We start from the raw sequence: 20294 nt of genomic DNA on the forward strand, positions 1-20294 counted from the left end.
TCAGGCGAGGACCTCCCTGGCGACGGCGGCGCGCAGGGTGTCGACCTCGCCGGCCTGGCGGTCGGCGCGATCGGCGAGGCGTTCGAGGCGGCCGGGGTCGAGCGGGGCGGGGTGGCGGTCGGCGATCTGCAGCAGGGTCCGCCGGAGCATCGCCTCGCCCCGGATCCCCAGGGCGAGCGCTTCCAGTTCCAGGACGTCGCTGAGCGGCGAGCGGTTCAGCAGGCGGCCGTTGGGCTTGGGGCGGGCGGCCTTCTCGCCGAGCCAGGCGGCGGCGGCCTTGTGTCGCCGCACCGGCAGGTCGAGCCGCCGGATCAGGGAGAGCAGGGCCCCGCGGTCCTCGGCGATCTCCTGGGAGAGCCGGCGCAGGCCGGGGCCGAGCGGGTCCTTCCGGTGGGCCCGGCCGGCCCGGCGGGAGAGCGCCAGGCCGGGCGTGGCTCCGGCCAGGTGGTCGCTGAGGTGGATCCCGAGCCACCGGCGGTCCGGCCGGGTGTCCCCGGGCGCGGGGGTGGGTCCTCCGGCGCGTGGCCGGGTCGGGTGCGTCACGTCCGTGCCGGGCGGCTGCCCGGGCGGTCGGCGTCCACGCCTGCGCGTGGGCGCCGAGCCGCGCCGGGCGGCGGGACCGCGGGAGCGGGCGCGGCCGGGGTCAGACGGCCGGACGTCCGGGTCCGTCGGGGTGGAAGACCGTGTCGGGCCAGTCGCCGACCGGCGACGTGGCGTCGAGGGCCGCGCTGATCGTCCGTTCCTCGTACCGGAAGTGGGAGTGCATGATCGCCGAGAGGCCGTCGAGTTCGCCCCGGATCGCCTTGCGCTCGGTGGCGTCCGTCCTCGCGGACCGCAGCGCGAGGTCGCGCACCCTCGACAGGATCGAGGAGATCAGCTCGTGGTCCTCGACGAGCTTGGCGATCGTCGGCGCGAGAGCGGGGCGTTCGCGCAGCAGTTGGGCGAACAGGCCGTCGTCCTCGCCCTGGTGATGGGACGTCAGGGCGTCGCAGAAGGCCAGGCAGTGGGCGGCGAGCGGGTCGTCGTCCGGCAGAAGGGTGCCGGGGTCGTCGCCGGACCTGAGGTCGTCGATCCGGCGGAGCAGGTCCCGGTGGGTCCGGGAGAGCTGGAGACTGAGGGCGACCGCGCGGTCGCCGACGGGGGAAGCCATGATCGGCCGTCCCTTCGGTTCCGCACCTCCATGCCTGGCGCGGTCCGCCACCGGCACGCGATGCTCGGGCGATTCGATCACGCGGCCGGGCCGGACGGCAAGACCGTCCGTGCTTCCCGTCCGCGGTCAGGAGCGGGGCGGCAGACGGTGGAGCCGGACGTCGGTGAGGCGGCCGTCGTCCACCCGGGCGGTCAGGTACGTGGCGAACGGCTGGCGGCGGCGGTCGGTGGGCGATCCGGGATTGAGCAGCCGAAGGCCGCCGGGCGCGGTGCTGTCCCAGGGGATGTGGCTGTGGCCGAAGACCAGCACGTCGGTGTCGGGGAAGCGCGCCTCGCACCGCTCCTCGCGGCCCCGGGCCGGGCCGCTCTCGTGCACCACGGCGAAGCGCAGGCCCTGGAGTTCCACCCGTGCGACCTCGGGGAGGCGCTCGCGCAGCGCCGGTCCGTCGTTGTTGCCGTGGACGGCGACCAGCCGCGCGGACCGCGCCAGCAGCAGGTCCAGGGTGGCGGTGTCGACCCAGTCTCCGGCGTGGAACACCACCTCGGCCTCCTCCGCGGCGGCGAGCAGCGGCGCGGGCAACTGCCGTGCGCGCGGCGGGACATGGGTGTCGGAGGTGATCAGCAGGCGCATCCGGGGCTCCGGCGGGTGTGGCGGGCGGTGGGTCCGATCCTCCCGGGAGCGCTCCGGCCGAGCGCCGCCGAAACGCCGAAGCGGCGGGGCACGGGGACACCGGGACGCCGAAACACAGGGACGCCGAAACGCCGGGGCGTGCTACGGATGCGGGGCGCAGGCGAGCAGGTAGGGGAGCAGCGGGGTGGCGAGGGCGGCCAGCCGGTAGGCGCGCGCCGGGGGCGCGGGGGTGCGCGCGAGGCGCTGGACGCGGGCGAGCACGCCGGTGGACGTGGCGGCGAGCGTGCCCGGTCCGGGGGCGGTGGCGTCGGCGGTCGCCAGCGCGCACAGGGCGCCGGCCAGGTCGGTGCGCGTCACCCGGGCGAGCGCGGCGTCGTCGGCCGCCATCTCCAGCAGCAGCGCGACCTCCGCCCGCCCGAGGCGGGCCAGCGGCAGCCGGCGGCCGAGCAGCAGCGCGAAGGTGTCCGCGGCGAGCAGCACCAGGTGGTGACGGCCCCGCAGATGGCCGTGCTCGTGGGCGACGGCCGCGGCGAGCCGGCGCTCGTCCAGCAGGTCCAGGGCGCCGCGGGTGGCCACCACCCGGGCCCGGCGGCCGGGCAGGCAGTAGACGGCGGGCCGCGGGTCGTCCAGCACCAGCAGGGGGCTCCCCGGATCCCGGGCGGCCACCAGGTCCAGCGCCGTCCGGTGCCGCCGCCGGGCCCGCGCGGCCCGCCCCGCCAGCGCCGCCGCCACCGCCGCGACCGCCCCGACGGCCGCGGCCGGCACCCACCAGTCGTGCGCGTGCGGTGCGGCGGTGGGCGGTTCGATGTGCGGCAGCAGGCCGACCAGCCCGGCCGGCTCGTGTCCGAGCGGGGCGAGCAGATGGTGCGCGGCCAGCAGCAGACCGGTGCCGAAGGAGGCCATCAGCGCCAGCCAGACGGCGCTGCCGAGGACCGGCCGGGCCTGGAGCCGACGCGAGCCGGCCAGCCGGCGGGGGAGCAGGAAGCCGACCAGGACCAGGTGGAGCGCGAGCAGGAGCAGGGTCACGGGGCGTCGTCCCGGGCCTTGACCTGCTCCAGGGCGGCGAGCAGCGCCGTCGCCTCGTCGCCGCTGATCCGGTCGACGAAGTGCAGCAGCGCCCCGGCCCGGTCCGAGGTGGTCTCCAGCGCCTGGTGCATCAGCTGCGCGGTGTACGACTCGCGGGTGCAGGTCGGCTCGTAGACCCAGGCGCGGCCGACCTTCTCGCGGCGCAGCCAGCCCTTGGTGTGCAGGATGTCGGCGACCGTGTTGACGGTGGTGTACGCGACTGGGCGCTCGCGCTGCAGGTCGTCGACGACCTCGCGGACGGTGGCGGGGCGGGCCCAGGACCAGAGCCGGTCCATGATCTCGGCCTCCAGATCGCCGAATCCGCGCAGCACCCGTCCGCTCCTCTGCCGTCCCGCTGTTCTGGTCCTGCTGTTCCGCTGTCCCGCTGTCGTGGTCGCCGCCCATCGTACGGCCGCCGCCGTGCGGACGCGCAGGTGGGCGGGCGCCGGGACGTGGCCGGAAAAGTGTCCGAATCCGTGGAACCACCGCCCCCGCTTGTCCGACTGGTGGGCCGGATCCGATTGTCAGCTCGTCCAAGGAGTGCTCGCGCATGTGCGGAATCACCGGCTGGGTGTCCTTCCACCAGGACGTCCGCCACAGCGCCCCCGTCATCGAGGCGATGACCGCCACCATGACCCTGCGCGGCCCCGACGCCGGCGGTGTCTGGCTCGGCCGTCACGCCGCCCTCGGCCACCGGCGCCTCGCCGTCATCGACATCGAGGGCGGCGCCCAGCCCATGGCCGACCGCCCCGAGGAGCCGGCCGCCGTGCTCACCTACAGCGGCGAGGTCTACAACCACCACGCGCTGCGCACCGAACTGCGCGCCCGGGGCCACCGCTTCGAGACCCGCAGCGACACCGAGGTGGTGCTCCGCGCCTACCAGGAGTGGGGCGACGCCCTGGTCGACCGGCTGGAGGGCATGTACGCCTTCGCCGTCTGGGACGAGCGCGAGCAGCGGCTGCTGCTGGTCCGCGACCGGCTCGGCGTCAAGCCGCTGTTCTGGGCCGAGGTCGACGGCGGCCTGGTCTTCGGCTCCGAGCCCAAGGCGCTGTTCGCCCACCCCGGGGTCACTCCCACCGTCGACGCCGACGGCCTGCGCGAGGCCTACAGCCTGCTCTTCAACACCGGCCCCACGGTCTGGTCCGGGGTCCGCGAGGTCCACCCCGGCGGGCTGCTCGTCCTCGACCGCTCGGGCGTGCGCGAGCGCCGCTACTGGGAGCTCACCGCGCGCCCGCACGCCGACGACCTGGACGCCACCAAGGAGCGGATCGGCGAGCTGGTCAACCGCGCGGCCCGCGCCCAGCTGGAAGCGGACGTCCCGCTCTGCAGCCTGCTCTCCGGGGGCCTGGACTCCACCATCGTGACCGCCCTGGTCGCCGACGAACTGCGCGTCCAGGAGGGCCCGCAGGCCAAGCTGCGCTCCTACGCCGTCGACTACAGCGACCAGGCCGAGCAGTTCACCGGCGACGTGCTGCGCACCGGCCACGACACCCCGTACGCCGCCGAGGCCGGGGCGTTCATCGGCAGCGAGCACTCCACCGTGGTGCTCGACCCGCGCACCCTGCTGGACCTGGAGAACCGGCGGGCCGTCGTCGTCTCCCGGGACTCGCCGATCGGCGTCGGCGACATGGACACCTCGCTCTACCTGCTGTTCGGCGAGATCCGCAAGCACTCGACGGTCGCGCTCTCCGGCGAGGCGGCCGACGAGGTGTTCGGCGGCTACCCGTGGTTCCACAACCCCAAGGCGCTGGCCGCGCGGACCTTCCCCTGGCTGCTCGTCACCGGGGACGAGGCGGCCATGCCGATCAACCCGGAACTCGCCGCCCACCTGCGGATCGGCGAGTTCCGCGACGACACCTACGCCGCCTCGCTGGCCGCCGTCCCGCACGTCGAGGGCGAGAGCCCGGCCGAGCACCGGCAGCGCGAGATGCAGCACCTGTCGCTGACCCGCTGGCTGCGCCAGCTGCTGCACCGCAAGGACCGGCTGTCGATGGCCCAGGGCCTGGAGGTGCGGGTGCCGTACTGCGACCACCGGCTGGTCGAGTACGCGTTCAGCACGCCGTGGGCGATGAAGAACTACGACGGCCGGGAGAAGAGCCTGCTGCGCGCGGCCGGGCAGGGCATCGCCCCGGACTCGGTGCTCTGGCGGCCGAAGAACCACTACCCGGCCACCCACCACGCCGACTACAACAGCGGTCTGCAGCGGCTCGCGCGCGAGGCGCTGGACGCGCCGCACGTGCGGGACATCGCCGACGAGACGGTGATCAAGAGCAGCCTGGACACGCCGGCCGACCAGCTGGAGTGGGGCCACCGGCTGCGACTGGAGCGGGTCGTGGACCTCGCCCTCTGGCTGGACCACCACCGCCCGGCGCTCGCCGTCTGACCGTTCGTCCGCGCTCCCTTCCTCGCCGGCCCCGTTAGGCTGCCGGAGGAGCAGCCGGCCGGCGAGGAGGACGTGGATGCGCGGCGACCCCCGGCACGGTCCGCTGGTGCCGATGCTGCTGGTGCTGACGGTGGTGACCGGGCTGGTCGACGCGGTGAGCTATCTCGCGCTCGGGCACGTCTTCGTCGCCAACATGACCGGCAACGTGGTCTTCCTCGGCTTCGCCCTGGCCGGGGCGCCGGGCCTGTCCGCGACGGCCTCGCTCACCGCCCTCGCCGCCTTCCTGGCGGGCGCGCTGGCGGGTGGCCGGCTCGCCGAACGCCGGCCCGGCCACCGCGGGCGGCTGCTGGTCGCCACGGCGGGCGTGCAGTCGGTGCTGCTCGCCGCGTGCACCGCCTTCGCGGCGGCCTTCGGCCACACCGCCGATCCGGTGCGGTACCCGCTGATCGGCGTGCTGGGTGCCGCGATGGGCCTGCAGAACGCGGTTGTCCGCGCGCTCAAGGTGCCGGACCTGACGACCACCGTGCTGACCATGACGCTCACCGCCCTGGCCGCCGACCGCACCGGCGCCCGCCGGCTCGCCTCCGCCGCCTGGATGTTCGCGGGCGCCCTGCTCGGCGCCTTCCTCGTGCTCCACGCCACCGTCCCGGTCGCCCTCGCCACCGCCCTCGCCCTCCTCCTCACCGTCGCCGCCCTCACCCACCACGCCTCCCGCCACCCCACCACCCCCTGGCCCAACCCCTGAGCCCCGCTGTGCCCCAGCCAAATATGTAGACCGGTCTACTGACCATTGCCGCGCCCCTTGGAGTGGAAAGTCGGCCTGTCCGACTTTCCACTCCAAGGCGCCTGCCGAGGCTGGGGAATCTGTGGACTGGTCTACATATTCGCTGGCCAGGCGGAGCGGGTGTGGGTGGGGGTGGAGTGGGAAGTCGGCCTGTCCGACTTTCCACTCCGAGGTGCGCGCCCGGGGCTGGGGAATCTGTGGACCGGTCTACATATTCGCTGGGGGCGGGGCGGGTGGGCGTGCGTGAGGTGTGGGGCAGGAAGTCGGCCGGGCCGACTTCCTGCCCCAGGTGCGGGTGGGCGGGGCGTCAGGGGTGGGTGGTGCGGAAGGAGTCGAACTCGCTGCCGTACCAGCGGGTGGTGCGGCCCTGCGGGGTCATGCCGAGGCGGTGGCAGACGGCGGCGGAGCGGGTGTTGTCGGGGCGGACGACGGCGTAGATCTCGGTGAGGCCGTCGGCGAAGCCCTTGGCGAGGGCGGCGCGGGCGGCCTCGGTGGCGTAGCCGTGACCCCAGGAGTCGGGGTGGAGGTGCCAGCCGACCTCGACCTCGCCGTTCCCGGTGCCGTCCTCGTCCGGCAGCGGGAGGAGCATCACCGAGCCGACCACCACGCCGGTGTCCCGCCGCTCCAGCGCCCAGACGCCGTACCGGGGGTCGGCCGAGCGCCCGCGCCAGCGGTCGATCATGGCCGGCACCTCGTCGGGCGACGCCAGCGCCCGCGGCGTGGCGCCCAGCCACCGGGCGACCTCCCAGCGCGAGTACAGGTCGTACGCGCGCTCCGCGTCGGTGTGCTCCCAGAGACGGGCGGTCAGGCGGTCGGTGGTGAACAACGGTGCTCCTCGGATCATCGGACGTTCAGTCGTCCTGCGGCTGGCTGGCCCGCCCCCGCCCCGACCAGCGCGGCTCCCAGCGCGCCCAGGAACGTTCCCAGTCGCGGTCCGCGCGCCGGTCGAGCACCCGCAGCCGCAGCGCGAGCGCGCCGCCGATCAGCGCGGTCAGGGTGGCCGAACCGGCCAGCCCGGTGCAGACCGCGCCCACGGCCAGGCCGATCCGGGTGGCCGGAGCGGTGGCGGGCCGGCCGTCGTCGTCGACCCACAGGACGATGGTGGAGCCGCTGGCGGTGCTGCGCGGCGCCTCGACGGTACCGGTACGGGCGGCGCCGTCGGGCGTCGTCCAGGACACCGAGGTGTCGGTGCGCTTCTCGTAGCCGCCGCTCCAGCGGCCGGCACCGGTCTCCTCGGTGCGCAGCTTGCCGAGGACGAGCGCCTCGGTGCGGTGCAGCCGGCCGCGTTCGGCCTCGGCGGTGCGCCCGGCCGCGCGGTAGCCGAGGACGGCGGCGGTGACCACGCCGGCCAGGCCGACGAGCAGGGCGAGCCCGGCGACCAGCCAGGCCCGGCTGCGGGCCCGGTCGACGGGGCGGGCGATCGGTTCGTGGCGCTGGACGGTGCGGCGGCTGCCGAGGGCGCGGCGCAGCCGGCGGCCGGTGCGCCGGGGCAGGGACGCGGTGCGGGCCGAGCGGGGTGAGCTGGACACGATGCGTGCTCCTCACGGCTGTTGGCGTGCTTCGGCCCCGTCGGATTCCAATCTCTCCCGGCACCGGCCCCTCGCACAAGAGCCCGGTGGGTAGCCGGGAGGCGGGCCCTAAGCCCCTAACGGCAGGCCGGGACCGGGACGTTCGGCCCTCGGCGGGACGGGGGGCGAGGGGGCAGGCTGGGCTCCGGCCGCGTTCTCGTGCCGGGGACGCGGAGGCCCGGCCCGCTGTGGGGGCTCGCCGGGCCGCCGTGCAGAGCGGGGGGCGGGGTTGGGGCCGCCTCCCGCTCGCGGCGTTTGCTCATCCGGCTCCCGATCCACTGATCGACATCGCGTTTCACCAGGTCAGGGCCGTATTCTCGCCAGCTATACACTCGATGTATACCTCTGGTGTAGTGTCCTCCCCATGAGTGTTCCCCTGACCCTTCTCGGGCTGCTGGAGCGCGAGCCGAGCCACGGCTACGACCTCAAGCGCGACTACGACACCTTCTTCGGCCGCGGCAAACCCCTGCCGTACGGTCAGGTCTACGCCACCCTCGGCCGCCTGGCGCGCGACGGCAAGGTCGTGCCCGGCGAGGCCGAGCCCGGCGACGGGCCCGAGCGCAAGCGCTACGTCATCACCGAGGCCGGCGTGACCGAGTTCGAGCACTGGCTCGCCGAGCCCGTCGCGCCCGAACCCACCCTGCAGTCCGTGCTCTTCACCAAGGTCGTGCTGGCCCTGCTGCTCGGCCGCGACGCCGAGGCCTACCTCGACACCCAGCGCGCCGCCCACCTGCAACGGATGCGCGAGCTCACCGAACTGCGCCGCACCGGCCCGCTGGTCGACGCCCTGCTCGCCGACCACGGCCTCTTCCATCTGGAGGCGGACCTGCGGTGGATCGACCTGACCACCGCCCGCCTGGACGCCCTTGCCGCGGAGGTGCGCGCATGACCCCCCTGATCGAAGCCCGCGACGTCGAACTCTCCTTCGGCGAGACCCCGGCCCTGCGCGGTGCCAGCCTGGCCGCCGAGGCCGGCGAGGTGCTCGCCGTGATGGGCGCCAGCGGCTCCGGCAAGTCCACCCTGCTGCACTGCCTGGCCGGCATCCTGGTCCCGGACGCGGGCGAGGTGCTCTTCGAGGGCCGGCGGATCGACAACCTCGACGAGAACCGGCGCAGCGCCTTACGGCGTGACAGCTTCGGCTTCGTGTTCCAGTTCGGCCAGCTCGTCCCGGAACTGACGGCCGAGGAGAACATCGCCCTGCCGCTGCTGCTCTCCGGCGTCCGCCGGTCCGCCGCCCTCGCCGACGCCCGCCCGTGGTTCGCCCGGCTCGGCCTCGACGGCCTGGAGCGGCGCCGCTCCGGCGAGCTGTCGGGCGGACAGGCCCAGCGGGTCGCGCTCGCCCGCGGCCTGGTGACCCGCCCCCGGGTGCTGTTCGCCGACGAGCCGACCGGCGCGCTGGACTCGCTCACCGGCGAGCAGGTGATGGCCCTGATGGTCGCCGCCGCCCGAGACCAGGGCACCACCGTCGTCCTGGTCACCCACGAGCCCCGGGTCGCCGCCTACGCCGACCGCGAGGCCATCGTCCGCGACGGCCGGGCCCGCTCGCTCTCCACCGGCTACGCCCCCGGCGGCCCGGCGGCGGAACGGGTCGCCTCGTGATCGCCTTCGCCCTGCGCCTCGCCGTCAGCGGCGGCCGCCAGGCCGTCGTCCGGCTGCTCACCGTCGCCGCCGCGGCGGCCGTCGGGGTCGGCCTGCTGCTCTCCACGCTCGCCGCCGTCAACGCCGTCGGCGCCACCAACGAACGGATGCTCTGGGCCAACAGCGGGGCGAAGAGCCGCACCGAGACCGCCGACGTCGACCCGCTCTGGTGGCGCGACAACAGCCCGGAGTTCTACGACGGCAAGCGCCTCCTGTTCATCGAGGTCGCCGCCACCGGGCCGACCTCGCCCGTCCCGCCGGGCCTGGCGAAACTGCCCTCGGCGGGCGAGTACTACGCCTCGCCCGCCCTCGCCGAGCTGATCCGCGAGCGGCCGGCCGACCAACTGGCCTACCGCTTCCCCGGCCGGCTCACCGGCGAGATCGGCGACGCCGCGCTCGCCTCCCCGGACTCCCTGGTCCTGGTCGTCGGCCAGGATCCGGCGGCCCTCGCGGCCCGGCCGGGTGCCCACCGGATCACCGCCATCGCCACCGAACTCCCGGCGGACTGCCGGAGCGACTGCCCGGCCACCGGCACCCGAGGCGACGCCATGACCCTGATCCTCTCGGTGGTCGCGGGGGCTCTGCTCTTCCCCGTGGTGATCTTCATCGGCACCGCCACCCGACTCTCCGCCGCCACCCGCGAGCAGCGCTACGCCGCGATGCGCCTGGTCGGGGCGACGCCCCGGCAGATCACCGTGATCGCGGCCGCCGAGTCCACCCTGGCCGCCGTCGCCGGCACCGTCCTCGGCTTCGGGCTGTTCCTGGCGCTGCGCCCACTGGTGGCGACCGTCCCGTTCACCGGGGAGCGCTTCTTCGTCGAGGATCTCACCGTCACCGCGCCGCAGGCCCTGGCCGTGCTGCTCGGCGTCCCGCTGGCGGCCGCGGTGGCCGCCCGGCTCGCGCTGCGCCGGGTGACCGTCTCCCCGCTCGGCGTCAGCCGCCGGGCCACCCCCAAGCCGCCGACCGCCTGGCGGGTGGCGCCGCTGCTGGCGGGACTCGCCGAGCTCGCCTGGTTCGTCGGGCGCCGCCCCGCGACCACCAACGGGCAGACCGCCGCCTACCTGACCGGCTTCCTGGTGATCATGCTCGGCCTGGTGGTGGCCGGTCCCTGGCTGACCATGGCGGCCGCCCGCGCGGTCGCCGCCCGGACCAGCCGCCCGGCCACCCTGATCGCGGTCCGGAGGCTGGCGGACGACCCGAAGGCGGGGTTCCGCTCGGTGGCCGGCCTGATCCTGGCGCTGTTCGTCACCACCGCGACGGTCGCCATCATCGGCACCATCGACCACAACCGGGGCGTGCTCGCCGGCGACCCGCAGACCCGGGTCGCGGTGGAGCACGGCGCTCTGGCCGGCGAGCCGCCGATGGCCGCCGCCGTGCCGGAGCGGGTCCTGGCCGAAGTGAGGGCCGTCCCGGGCTTCCAGGGCCTGGCGGTCGTCCACGCCAACCCGGACGGCCTGGCCCGCGACCCCTCCGTACCGGCAGACTGGGCGGTGCCCGTGCTGGCGCTCTGCTCGGACCTCGCGCAGGTCCCGGTGGTCGGCCACTGCGCCCCCGGCGCCGAGGTGGCGGCCGTCGAGCCGTACGGCTTCCTGAGCCTCGAATCCCAGCAGTCCACCGAGTGGCCGACCGCGCCGATCACCGCCGAGGCCGCCGCCCGCCTGCCGGTGCAGTCGCTCTATGTGACGACCGACGGTTCGCCGGCCGCGATGGAGCGGGTACGCGCCCTGCTGAGCCGGTCCTTCCCGGAGCAGCACGCCCGGATGGTCGGGGACTGGGGCTCCGCGCAGCAGCAGATGCTCGCCGGCTGGCGGCAGCTGGCCGACGTCGTCCTGCTCACCACCCTGCCGATCGCCGGCTGCAGCCTCGCGGTCAGCGTGATGGCCGGCCTCTCCGACCGGCGCCGGCCGTTCGCGATGCTCCGGCTCACCGGGGCGCCGCTGGGCCTGCTGCGCCGGGTGATCGCACTGGAGAGCGCGCTGCCGCTGCTGGTGGTGGCCGCGATCGCGACCGGGACGGGCTTCGGCGCGGCGGCGATGTTCCTCAAGTCGCAGATGGACTACGACCTGGTCCCGCCGGGCGCGGTGTACTTCGGGCTGGTGCTGCTCGGGCTCGCGGTGTCGCTCGGCATCATCGCCTCCACGCTGCCGCTGCTCAGGCGGATCACCGGCCCGGAGGCGGCCCGCAACGGCTGACCTCACGGCCGAGCTCACGGCCGAGCTGACGGCCGACCCTTCGGGGCCGGTGACGGCCCGTCCGCGCGAACCCCGTCCCCGAGCGGCGGGGTTCGCGCGCGTCCGGCCCGAATTCCGGCGGATCGCCCTTCATCACACTTGTCCGGACAGTTCGCCATTGACGCTCCGGCTCCCTTGCGGAGCCAATGGGGAGGAGGTGAAGAGGACTTCCGAAAGCTATGTGACATGTGTAATGGTACTCACATCTCCCCACCGTGCGACGGAACAGCAATTGACCCCCCGTCGCCCCCGGTCCTCACCCCCACCGGCCGTACCCCAATGCGGCCGAACCAGGCCCGGAGGCCCCACGTGAGAACCGCACGCGTGTTACGACTCCCGCACCTCGCAAGACTTCTGATCCTCGCTCTCTCCTGTCTCCTGACGATCGGCCTGTTCACCCCGCGGAGCCAGGCCGCCCCCGTCGCAGCGCCCCCCTCCACCGCCCCGGCCGATCGCGGCGAACTCCCCCCGCCCGGCGCCGACAGCGAACTGTCGACGCACGACCACGGCGCGACGCCGGAGCCGGAGAACAGCGCTCCCGAGCTGCGTGCTTTCCAGGACTCCGACTCCGCCCCGGCCGAGGCCCCCACGCCCTCCGCCAGGACGCTCGGCCCGGACACGGAGGCCGAGGACGCCGCCGCCTGCAACCCGGCGTCCTTCTCCCGGACCGGCGCGGCCCTGGTCCGCCTCGTCAAGGCGGCGAGCCACGACTGCGTCGACGGGCTGTTCCGGATCCCGACCGAGTACGCGGCCGGGGCCTTCCGCGAGTCCCAGATGCTCACCGTCATCGACGCACTGCGCGAGAGCGCCCGCACCTACCAGGGCAACGACAGTGACGCGATCTCGCAGCTGATGTACTACGTGCAGGCCGGCTACGCGGTGCAGTGGGACAACAAGGAGCTGGTCGGCCCCTACGGCAAGCTGCCGGACGAGATCAAGACGGCCGTCCACACCTTCTTCGCCAACCCCCACGCGCTCGACGCCACCACGGCCAACGCCGTTCCGCTGGAGCACGCGACGGTGCTGGCCGACGTGCCCCGCAAGCCCGGTGACTACGTCGACGTCGTCAAGCAGGTCCTGAACGCCTACCAGCCGGAGACCTGGGACAATGCCAACCTGCTGCGGGCGGTCAACCCGCTCGCCAAGGTGCTGCACCGGGGCGTCTACGACAAGGACGCGGACTTCAAGAAGGCCGTCCTGGACGACCCGGGCCTCCTTGAGGCGCTGAACGGCTTCATCCTGCGTGCCAAGTCGCACTTGCTGGACACCGACCGCAACAACTCCCTCACCGTCTACCAGGCGATCGACGAGCTGACCCGGATCGCGGCCTTCGAGGAGATCGCCCCGCGGTCCCGCCCGTTGGTGAAGAACCTGGTCGACTCCGCCGGCATCACCGGGCCGAACTGGCCCCAGCGGGCCGCCGCCGCGGCCTCCATCCAGAAGTTCGACAACGGCGCCTGCGGCTACTTCGGCACCTGCGGCGACGCGCAGCGGTTCAAGGACGCCTACCTGCCGGTCCGGCACACCTGCAGCCCGACCCTGCGCATCCTCGGCCAGGACCTGACGGCCGCCCAGCTGGCCACCGCCTGCGCCAGCCTGAACGGTCAGGAATCCTTCTTCCACGCGGTCTCCCGGGACAGGGGCCCGGTCGCGGGCGACAACAACACGGCCCTGGAGGTCGTCGCCTTCGACTCCGACGTCCAGTACGTCCTGCTCGGCCGGGTGATCTTCGACACCGACACCAACAACGGCGGCATCTACCTGGAGGGTGACGACCCCTCCGCGCCGGGCAACCAGGCCCGCTTCCTCGCCTACGAGGAGCCCTCGCAGGGCGGGGGCTACGAGATCCGCAACCTCAACCACGAGTACACCCACTACCTCGACGCGCGCTTCAACCTCTGGGGCAACTTCTGGCAGGGCGGGGAGGGCAAGCTGATCTGGTGGACCGAGGGCCTCGCCGAGGTCGTCTCCACCTCGTACCACAAGCAGGTCAACCAGGCCGCGATCCAGGCGGCGGGGCGGCACACCTACCGACTGAGCGAGCTCTTCAAGACCGCCTACGGCGACCAGACCCGCGTCTACCAGTGGGGCTACCTGGCCGTGCGCTACATGCTGGAGCAGCACCGCGGCGACGTGGACGCCCTGCTCGCCAAGTGGCGCGCCGGTGACTGGAAGGGCTCCCTCGCCCTCACGGCCGCGATCGGCACCCGCTACGACGCCGACTTCGACCGCTGGCTGAGCGCCTGCGCCACCGGCGCCTGCGCCACCACGCCGGAGTTCCCGCAGTTGCAAGACGTGCGAGAGCGGCGACACCCGCGGGCTCGGCAAGAACTGCGTGCGCACCGGGGTCTCGGCGACCACCGGCAACTACGCGCACTTCTACCTCGACGTGCCGGCCGGCACCAAGCAGATCCGGGTGACCAGCAGCGGCGGCACCGGCAACGCCGACCTCTACTACCACTGGGGCAGCTGGGCGTACACCAACGCCTACGTCACGCGGTCGGCGGGGCCGGACAACTCCGAGACCCTGACCGTCACCAACCCGCCCGCCGGGTACGTGTTCTTCAGCCTCCAGGCCCAGCAGGGCTTCGGCGGGGTGACCGTCACCAGCGAGTTCTGACCGCAGGAGGTGCGTCCCGCCCCGACACCGGGGCGGGACTCACCCCTTGACGGGGTACGCGTGCGTCCCGGGCCGCGGCGCGCCGACGCCCAGCTCCGGCCGCCAGGCGCCGAGCACCAGCCCGGACGGGTAGAACATCGGCGACGGCAGCGCGTCCAGCGGCAGCCGCTCCCAACCGCCGCACGCGTGCGGCTCGGTGACCACGGCGGGCGCCAGACTGGGCGGGGCGAGCACCGCGGCGGTCAGCCGGGGGCGGCCCAGCTCGTGGTCCAGCAGCACCGCGAGCACCCGCATCTCCCCGGCGGGCAGCACGATCCCGGTCTCCTCGGCCAGTTCGCGCGCGGCGGTCCGCTCGAAGGACTCGCCGGGGTCGACCTTGCCGCCGGGCAGGCTCCAGGTCGGCGGCTCGCCCGCGGTGGTGCGGCGGCCGATCAGCACCCGGCCGTCGCCGGTGGGCACGATCACGCCGGCCCCGAGCATCGGTGCGGTGGTCACGTCGGTTCCTCCCTCTCGCCCGCCGGTTCCCGGCCGGGCCTACCAGGCGGCGCGCTCGAAGTCCTTCAGGAAGCAGCCGTAGAGGTCCTCGCCCTGCTCGCCGCGGACGATCGGGTCGTAGACCCGGGCCGCGCCGTCGACCAGGTCGAGCGGGGCGTGGAAGCCCTCGTCGGCCAGCCGCATCTTGTCCGGGTGCGGACGCTCGTCGGTGATCCAGCCGGTGTCGACGGCGGTCATCAGGATGCCGTCGGTCTGGAACATCTCCTGCGCGCTGGTGCGGGTGAGCATGTTCAGCGCGGCCTTGGCCATGTTGGTGTGCGGGTGGCCGGCGCCCTTGTAGCCGCGCTGGAACACGCCCTCCATCGCGGAGACGTTGACCACGTACTTGCGCCGCGACGCCGAGGCGGCCATCGCCGGGCGCAGCCGGCTGATCAGGATGAACGGCGCGGTGGAGTTGCACAGCTGGACCTCCAGCAGCTCCACCGGGCCGACCTCGCTGACGGTCTGCACCCAGCTGTTGGTGTCCGCGAGGTCGGGGACGAGGCCGCCGGCGTCGATGGCGGTGCCGGCCTGGATCCGCTCGGGCGTCGCCGAGCCGGTGACCAGGGCGAGCGAGGTGACGTCCTCGGCGGAGATCCGCTCGCCGTCGCCGGAGGCCTGGTGCGGCAGGGCGGGCAGGTCGACGCTGCCGCTGTTGAACCGGCCGATGGTGGTCGACTGCGGCAGCGCGCCGGCCGGCAGCGGCGCGGACTCGGCGGCGACCAGCTCGCGGTAGGACTCCGGCGGGCGGCGCACGGTCTGCGCGGCGTTGTTGATCAGGATGTCCAGCGGGCCGTCCGCGGCGACCTCGTCGGCGAGCGCCATCACCTGGGCCGGGTCGCGCAGGTCGATGCCGACGATCTTCAGCCGGTGCAGCCAGTCGGCGCTGTCCGGCATCGCGGTGAAGCGGCGGATCGCGTCGTTGGGGAAGCGGGTGGTGATGGTGGTGTGGGCGCCGTCGCGCAGCAGCATCAGCGCGATGTACATACCGATCTTGGCCCGGCCGCCGGTCAGCAGCGCGCGCTTGCCGGTGAGGTCGGCGCGGGCGTCCCGGCGGGCCCGGTTCCTGACCGCGCAGTCCTGGCAGAGGTTGTGGTAGAAGGCGTCGACCTCGACGTACCGCTGCTTGCAGATGTAGCAGGAGCGGGGGCGCTCCAGGATCCCGGCGATCTCGGTGGTGGTGACGGTGGTCAGGCCGAGGGCGCCGGCCGTCTCGTCGTCGATCCGGGTCGGGGCGCCGGTCGCGGTGCGCGCGGTGACCTCGCGGTCGTTGGCGGTCTTGCGGGCCCGGGTCTCCTGGCGGCGGCGCTGCTTCAGGGTCCGGAATATGCCGCCGACGGCCTGGCGGACGGTGATCGCGTCCGGGTGGTCGACGTGCAGTTCGTCGAGCTCGGCCAGCACCTCCAGGCAGAGCCGGAGCCGCTCGGGGTCGAGGCCGGGGCCGTAGTCGATCTCCTCGACGGACCCGGTGTCCGTGCCGTCCTGCCGCTGCCCCGCGTCCACGCCCGCCGTCATGCCTTCGCCGCTTTCCCGCTCGCCTCGCCGATCACGGCGTTCGCCGCGTTTACCGCGTGAATGCTACGGGAGCGGTCCGGGCCGGGGCGAAAAGCCGAGTATTTGGAGGATCCTCCAGGTCTACGCGCGGAGCTTCGATCATGGCTTGTGTGCAGCGCCAGCAATCGTGGTCGAACTGGCTTTTGGCGAACGGCTCACGGAGAATCGAACGTCGGGTGCAGGGGCGCCCGAGTGCGCCCTGCGGCCGTGCCGCACCCGCACCCGAGGTGTATTTTCTCCCAGCCAGAGAGCCCCCTTCATGCGCTTCCTGAACGACCTCATGCCCTCGTACGACCTCACGTACGACGACGTCTTCATGGTCCCCAGTCGATCCGCCGTGGGCTCCCGCCAGGGGGTCGACCTCTCCTCCAACGACGGCACCGGCACCACGATCCCGCTGGTCGTCGCCAACATGACCGCCATCGCCGGCCGCCGGATGGCCGAGACCGTCGCCCGCCGCGGCGGCCTGGTCGCCATCCCGCAGGACATCCCGACCGAGGTCATCGCCGAGGTCGTCGGCTGGGTCAAGCAGCGCCACCTGGTGCACGACACCGCCATCACCCTGGACCCCGGCGCCACCGTCGCCGAGGCGCTCTCGCTGCTGCCCAAGCGTGCCCACGGCGCGCTGGTGGTGGTCGAGGACGGCCGGCCGGTCGGCGTCGTCACCGACTCCGACTGCCAGGGCGTCGACCGCTTCACCTCGCTCTCCGAGGTGATGTCCCGCGAGCTGCTGCTGCTCGACGAGGACATCGACCCGCGGGACGCCTTCGACAAGCTGAGCGAGGGGCACCGCAAGCTGGCCCCGGTGGTGGACCGCGACGGCCGCCTGGTCGGCATCCTGACCCGCAGGAACGCGCTGCGCGCCACCCTCTACACCCCGGCCGTGGACGCCGCCGGCAAGCTGCGGATCGCCGCCACCGTCGGCATCAACGGCGACGTCGCGGGCAAGGCCAAGGCCCTGCTGGAGGCCGGCGCCGACGCGCTGGTGGTGGACACCGCGCACGGCCACCAGGAGTCGATGATCACCGCGCTGCGGGCCGTGCGCGGCCTGGACCCGCAGGTCCCGGTGGTCGCGGGCAACGTCGTCTCGGCGGCCGGCGTGCGCGACCTGGTCGAGGCGGGCGCCGACATCCTGAAGGTCGGTGTCGGCCCCGGCGCCATGTGCACCACCCGGATGATGACCGGCGTCGGCCGACCGCAGTTCTCGGCCGTTCTGGAGTGCGCCGCCGAGGCCCGCCGGCTCGGCAAGCACGTCTGGGCCGACGGCGGCGTGCGCCACCCTCGCGACGTCGCCATGGCGCTGGCCGCCGGCGCGTCCAATGTGATGATCGGCTCCTGGTTCGCCGGCACCTACGAGTCGCCGGGCGACCTGCAGACCACCGCCGACGGCCGGCAGTACAAGGAGTCCTTCGGCATGGCCTCCAAGCGGGCCGTGGGCAACCGCACCGCGCAGGACTCCGCGTACGACCGGGCCCGCAAGGCGCTGTTCGAGGAGGGCATCTCGCACTCCCGGATGTTCCTCGACCCGGCCCGCCCGGGCGTCGAGGACCTCATCGACTCCATCGTCGCGGGCGTGCGCAGCTCCTGCACCTACGCGGGCGCGGCCACCCTGGAGGAGTTCCACGAGAAGGCCGTGGTCGGCATCCAGAGCGCGGCCGGCTACGCCGAGGGCAAGCCGCTGCACTCCAGCTGGTCCTGAGCACCCCCGCGTCCGCCGGCCGGCCCGCTCCTCGCCCCGGGGAGCGGGCCGGCCGGCGCCGCGCCCAGCCCGAGCGGCAGCAGCAGCGCGCGGCCGAGCAACCCGACCGCGCCGTCCAGCGCCGTGCCGAACGCCGCGGCCGCCGACGGCCGCCCGCGCAGCTCCCAGAGCACCTGGGTCGAACCCCAGGCGGCCTCCCGCGCGGTGTCCACCGACCAGGCCCCGAGCCGGTGGGTCAGCGGCTCGAACCGCTCCAGCGCGTCCGGCCCCGGCATCAGCTGCTCCCGCACGGCCGCCTCCACCTCCGCCAGCAGGTCGTTGATCCGGCGGTAGTCGCCCGCGAGGTGGTCCGGCTCCCGCCCGAGCCGCCGGCAGGTGTCGACGACGGCGAGCGGCAGGTCGTGCTGGATGTGGGCGTTCATTCCGGCCAGCGCGAACTGCACCGGGTGCACCTGCGGGTGCGCGCGCAGCTCGAACAGCGGCCGCCAGCAGGCCGGCGGCCGGCGGCGCGCCGCGACCGCGTCCACGGCCCGCAGGTAGCGCCAGGCGAACACGGTGTCGAGCACGGCCATCGCGGCCGGGTCGGCGAACCCGTCCAGCCGGGACCGGACGGTCTGCGTGACGGTCAGGTACATCCGGTTGAAGACCGCCACCCCGTCGGCGGGCGGCAGCCCGGCCGCGATCGCCCGCAGCCGGCGCACCACCGCGTCGATGCCCCGGACCGCCGCCGTGCTCCGTGTGGACACCCCGACCATCCGTCACCCTCCGGCGCCGATCGTGCACTGATCGCATCATCGTGCCACGCCGGTCGGGCGAATCCTCAGCTCAACGCGTAGTCCAGCACGTACGTGTGCCGCCCCTCCTCGTCCACCTCCAGCTCGAACACCCCGGTGATCCCGGCCAGCTCGCCCGAGCCGGTGCCCTCGACCACCCGGATCGCCAGCCGCTCGCCGTGGCTGCCCGGCGCCGCGTGCTGCAGCACGAACGACCCCGGCCGCCCGTCCAGCGTGCCGGTGAACCGCTCCACCGCCGCGTACGCCGCCGGGCCGCCCGTGCCGTCCAGCACGGACAGCATCCGCACCACGCTCGACCCGGTCAGGCCGCCGGTGAACTCCTTGGTGATCCGCACCCGGCCGACCGTCGCCCCCGGCTGCTCGTCCGTCTCCTCCGGCTCGAACGCCGTCAGCTCGAACGCCCCGCTCGCCCTGCTCCCCATGGCACCGTCCCCTCGAACAGCCCGTGCGCCCGGCCCGTGCCGACCGCATCCCCACCCTCGCACGCCCCACCGACAACCGGCCCGGTGCGGCCTTGCCCGCCACCCTTCACCGCTCCCAGCGGATCGCCAGCGCGGCGGCGTCGTCGGCGAGACCGGCGGGCGCGACCCAGGCGGCGAGGTCGGCGAGGAGGGCGTCCAGCAGTTCCTCGGGGCCGGTGGCGGGCAGCAGGGGGAGGCGGGCGGGGAGGGGGTAGAAGGCGTCCGCCGCGTTGCGGGCCTCGGAGACCCCGTCGGTGTACAGCAGCAGCAGGTCGCCGGCGTGCGGCTCGACGGGGTCGGCCCGGTAGCCGCCGTCGCCGGCCAGGCCGAGCAGGCCGAGCGGCGGGGCGTGCCGGGCGGGGGCGAGCTCGATGACGCGGCCGGCGCGGCGCAGCAGCGGGTGCGGGTGCCCGCAGTTCACCAGCCGGGCGGCGCCGTCCGGCGGCACGCCGAGCAGCAGCGCGGTCGCGAACCGCCCGTCGGCCGGGCGGCCGGCCAGCGCGGCGTCGAGCCGTTCGGCGAGCCGGGCGAGGTCCGGCTCGGTGCGGGCGGAGGTGCGGAAGGCGCCGAGGACGTCCGCCGCGGTCTCGACGGCGGGCAGGCCGTGGCCCTGGACGTCGCCGAGCAGGATCCGGATGCCGTAGGGCGTGTCCGCCACCTCGTACAGGTCGCCCCCGATCCGCGCCTCGGCGGCGGCCGCGACGTACCGCACGGCGATCCGCAGCGGGCCGGCCCGTTCGGGCGGCGGGCGCAGCAGGGCCCGCTGGGCGGCCTCGGCGACGGTCCGGACCTGGAACAGCTCGCGCTCCCGGGCCGCGATCAGCACCACGTTGGCGGTGCTGGCGAGGGTGGCGGCGGTGATGGTGATCAGCGAGGCGAGGTGGACGGTGCCGGGCAGGTGGGTGTTGCCCTCCTCCAGCAGCCCGGCCACCACGATGGCCCCGGCCCCGGTGGCCAGCGGCACCCGGGCGCACCGGGTGGTCGCCCCGACCAGCACGGGCGCCACGGCGAGCACGGGGGAGAGGGTGGTGCCGGGCCCGGTGAACAGGTCCGCCAGCACGGCCCCGACGAGCAGCAGGAACGCGCCGTACAGCAGCAGCCGCGTCCGCCGGGGCAGCGGCGGCAGCGGCGCCGCACCGCCCTCGGACCCGTCACCACCCACGCCCACGCCCTCGCCTCCGCA

At 74.4% G+C, this 20294-nt stretch carries 19 protein-coding genes; 7 read left to right on the forward strand and 12 right to left on the reverse strand.

Annotated features, from left to right (window positions below):
- From ABT238_RS05790 to ABT238_RS05810, 5 genes are all read right to left on the reverse strand, one after another.
- Positions 1 to 543 (reverse strand): hypothetical protein, encoded by a 543-nt coding sequence (locus ABT238_RS05790; protein ID WP_350755652.1) that lies wholly within the window; start codon positions 541 to 543, stop codon positions 1 to 3.
- Positions 544 to 643: 100 nt separating this feature from the next.
- On the reverse strand, positions 644 to 1150 hold the full coding sequence (locus ABT238_RS05795) for a hemerythrin domain-containing protein (protein WP_350570869.1): 507 nt from the start codon (positions 1148 to 1150) through the stop codon (positions 644 to 646).
- Positions 1151 to 1276: 126 nt separating this feature from the next.
- Positions 1277 to 1780 carry a metallophosphoesterase family protein gene (locus ABT238_RS05800; protein WP_350570867.1) on the reverse strand — a complete coding sequence of 168 codons (504 nt, stop codon included), beginning with the start codon at positions 1778 to 1780 and terminating at the stop codon, positions 1277 to 1279.
- Positions 1781 to 1921: 141 nt separating this feature from the next.
- Positions 1922 to 2806 (reverse strand): M56 family metallopeptidase, encoded by an 885-nt coding sequence (locus ABT238_RS05805; protein WP_350570866.1) that lies wholly within the window; start codon positions 2804 to 2806, stop codon positions 1922 to 1924.
- Entirely contained in the window at positions 2803 to 3174 is a 372-nt protein-coding gene (locus ABT238_RS05810; RefSeq protein ID WP_350570893.1) for a BlaI/MecI/CopY family transcriptional regulator, read from the reverse strand. The genes ABT238_RS05805 and ABT238_RS05810 overlap by 4 nt, the downstream gene beginning before the upstream one ends.
- A gap of 221 nt (positions 3175 to 3395) precedes the next feature.
- On the opposite strand from ABT238_RS05810, the gene asnB reads away from it, so the two are divergent.
- Both asnB and ABT238_RS05820 read left to right on the forward strand, forming a co-directional pair.
- The gene (gene asnB / locus ABT238_RS05815) at positions 3396 to 5228 is read left to right on the forward strand and encodes an asparagine synthase (glutamine-hydrolyzing) (RefSeq protein WP_350755654.1); all 1833 of its coding nucleotides are present in this window, start codon (positions 3396 to 3398) and stop codon (positions 5226 to 5228) included.
- A gap of 76 nt (positions 5229 to 5304) precedes the next feature.
- Entirely contained in the window at positions 5305 to 5973 is a 669-nt protein-coding gene (locus ABT238_RS05820; protein WP_350570863.1) for a YoaK family protein, read from the forward strand.
- A gap of 346 nt (positions 5974 to 6319) precedes the next feature.
- On the opposite strand, the gene ABT238_RS05825 is transcribed toward ABT238_RS05820, so the two are convergent.
- The gene (locus ABT238_RS05825) at positions 6320 to 6838 is read right to left on the reverse strand and encodes a GNAT family N-acetyltransferase (RefSeq protein ID WP_350755656.1); all 519 of its coding nucleotides are present in this window, start codon (positions 6836 to 6838) and stop codon (positions 6320 to 6322) included.
- 25 nt (positions 6839 to 6863) lie between these two features.
- The gene (locus ABT238_RS05830) at positions 6864 to 7541 is read right to left on the reverse strand and encodes an Rv1733c family protein (protein ID WP_350755658.1); all 678 of its coding nucleotides are present in this window, start codon (positions 7539 to 7541) and stop codon (positions 6864 to 6866) included.
- Between the two features lie 403 nt (positions 7542 to 7944).
- On the opposite strand from ABT238_RS05830, the gene ABT238_RS05835 reads away from it, so the two are divergent.
- From ABT238_RS05835 to ABT238_RS05850, 4 genes are all read left to right on the forward strand, one after another.
- Positions 7945 to 8469, forward strand: a complete 525-nt coding sequence (locus ABT238_RS05835) for a PadR family transcriptional regulator (protein ID WP_350570858.1) — start codon at positions 7945 to 7947, stop codon at positions 8467 to 8469.
- Positions 8466 to 9179, forward strand: coding sequence for an ABC transporter ATP-binding protein (locus tag ABT238_RS05840; protein ID WP_350570857.1), 714 nt, complete (start codon positions 8466 to 8468; stop codon positions 9177 to 9179). Before ABT238_RS05835 ends, ABT238_RS05840 begins: the two co-directional genes overlap by 4 nt.
- Positions 9176 to 11410, forward strand: coding sequence for an FtsX-like permease family protein (locus ABT238_RS05845; RefSeq protein ID WP_350755660.1), 2235 nt, complete (start codon positions 9176 to 9178; stop codon positions 11408 to 11410). Before ABT238_RS05840 ends, ABT238_RS05845 begins: the two co-directional genes overlap by 4 nt.
- A 363-nt stretch (positions 11411 to 11773) precedes the next feature.
- On the forward strand, positions 11774 to 14119 hold the full coding sequence (locus tag ABT238_RS05850) for a collagenase (RefSeq protein WP_502891401.1): 2346 nt from the start codon (positions 11774 to 11776) through the stop codon (positions 14117 to 14119).
- Here the strand turns inward: ABT238_RS05850 and ABT238_RS05860 are convergent.
- Positions 14109 to 14564 carry a nucleotide triphosphate diphosphatase NUDT15 gene (locus ABT238_RS05860; protein WP_350570852.1) on the reverse strand — a complete coding sequence of 152 codons (456 nt, stop codon included), beginning with the start codon at positions 14562 to 14564 and terminating at the stop codon, positions 14109 to 14111. The genes ABT238_RS05850 and ABT238_RS05860 overlap by 11 nt on opposite strands.
- A gap of 39 nt (positions 14565 to 14603) precedes the next feature.
- Positions 14604 to 16118 carry an SDR family NAD(P)-dependent oxidoreductase gene (locus ABT238_RS05865; protein WP_350755662.1) on the reverse strand — a complete coding sequence of 505 codons (1515 nt, stop codon included), beginning with the start codon at positions 16116 to 16118 and terminating at the stop codon, positions 14604 to 14606.
- A 298-nt stretch (positions 16119 to 16416) separates the two neighbouring features.
- Here ABT238_RS05865 and ABT238_RS05870 point away from each other — a divergent pair, with 298 nt between their 5' ends.
- Positions 16417 to 17856, forward strand: coding sequence for a GuaB1 family IMP dehydrogenase-related protein (locus ABT238_RS05870; protein WP_350570849.1), 1440 nt, complete (start codon positions 16417 to 16419; stop codon positions 17854 to 17856).
- Here ABT238_RS05870 and ABT238_RS05875 read toward each other — a convergent pair.
- The 3 genes from ABT238_RS05875 to ABT238_RS05885 all read right to left on the reverse strand — a co-directional run bounded on the left by ABT238_RS05875 (position 17817) and on the right by ABT238_RS05885 (position 20279).
- A complete protein-coding gene (locus ABT238_RS05875) occupies positions 17817 to 18602 on the reverse strand; it encodes a DUF5995 family protein (RefSeq protein WP_350755664.1) in 786 nt (261 codons plus the stop codon). The genes ABT238_RS05870 and ABT238_RS05875 overlap by 40 nt on opposite strands.
- Before the next feature lie 74 nt (positions 18603 to 18676).
- Positions 18677 to 19072 (reverse strand): DUF3224 domain-containing protein, encoded by a 396-nt coding sequence (locus ABT238_RS05880; RefSeq protein WP_350755666.1) that lies wholly within the window; start codon positions 19070 to 19072, stop codon positions 18677 to 18679.
- A gap of 106 nt (positions 19073 to 19178) precedes the next feature.
- The gene (locus ABT238_RS05885) at positions 19179 to 20279 is read right to left on the reverse strand and encodes a PP2C family protein-serine/threonine phosphatase (RefSeq protein WP_350755668.1); all 1101 of its coding nucleotides are present in this window, start codon (positions 20277 to 20279) and stop codon (positions 19179 to 19181) included.
- Positions 20280 to 20294: the final 15 nt, after the last annotated feature.

This window comes from Kitasatospora sp. NPDC001527 (genome assembly GCF_040298605.1).
Lineage (GTDB): Bacteria > Actinomycetota > Actinomycetes > Streptomycetales > Streptomycetaceae > Kitasatospora.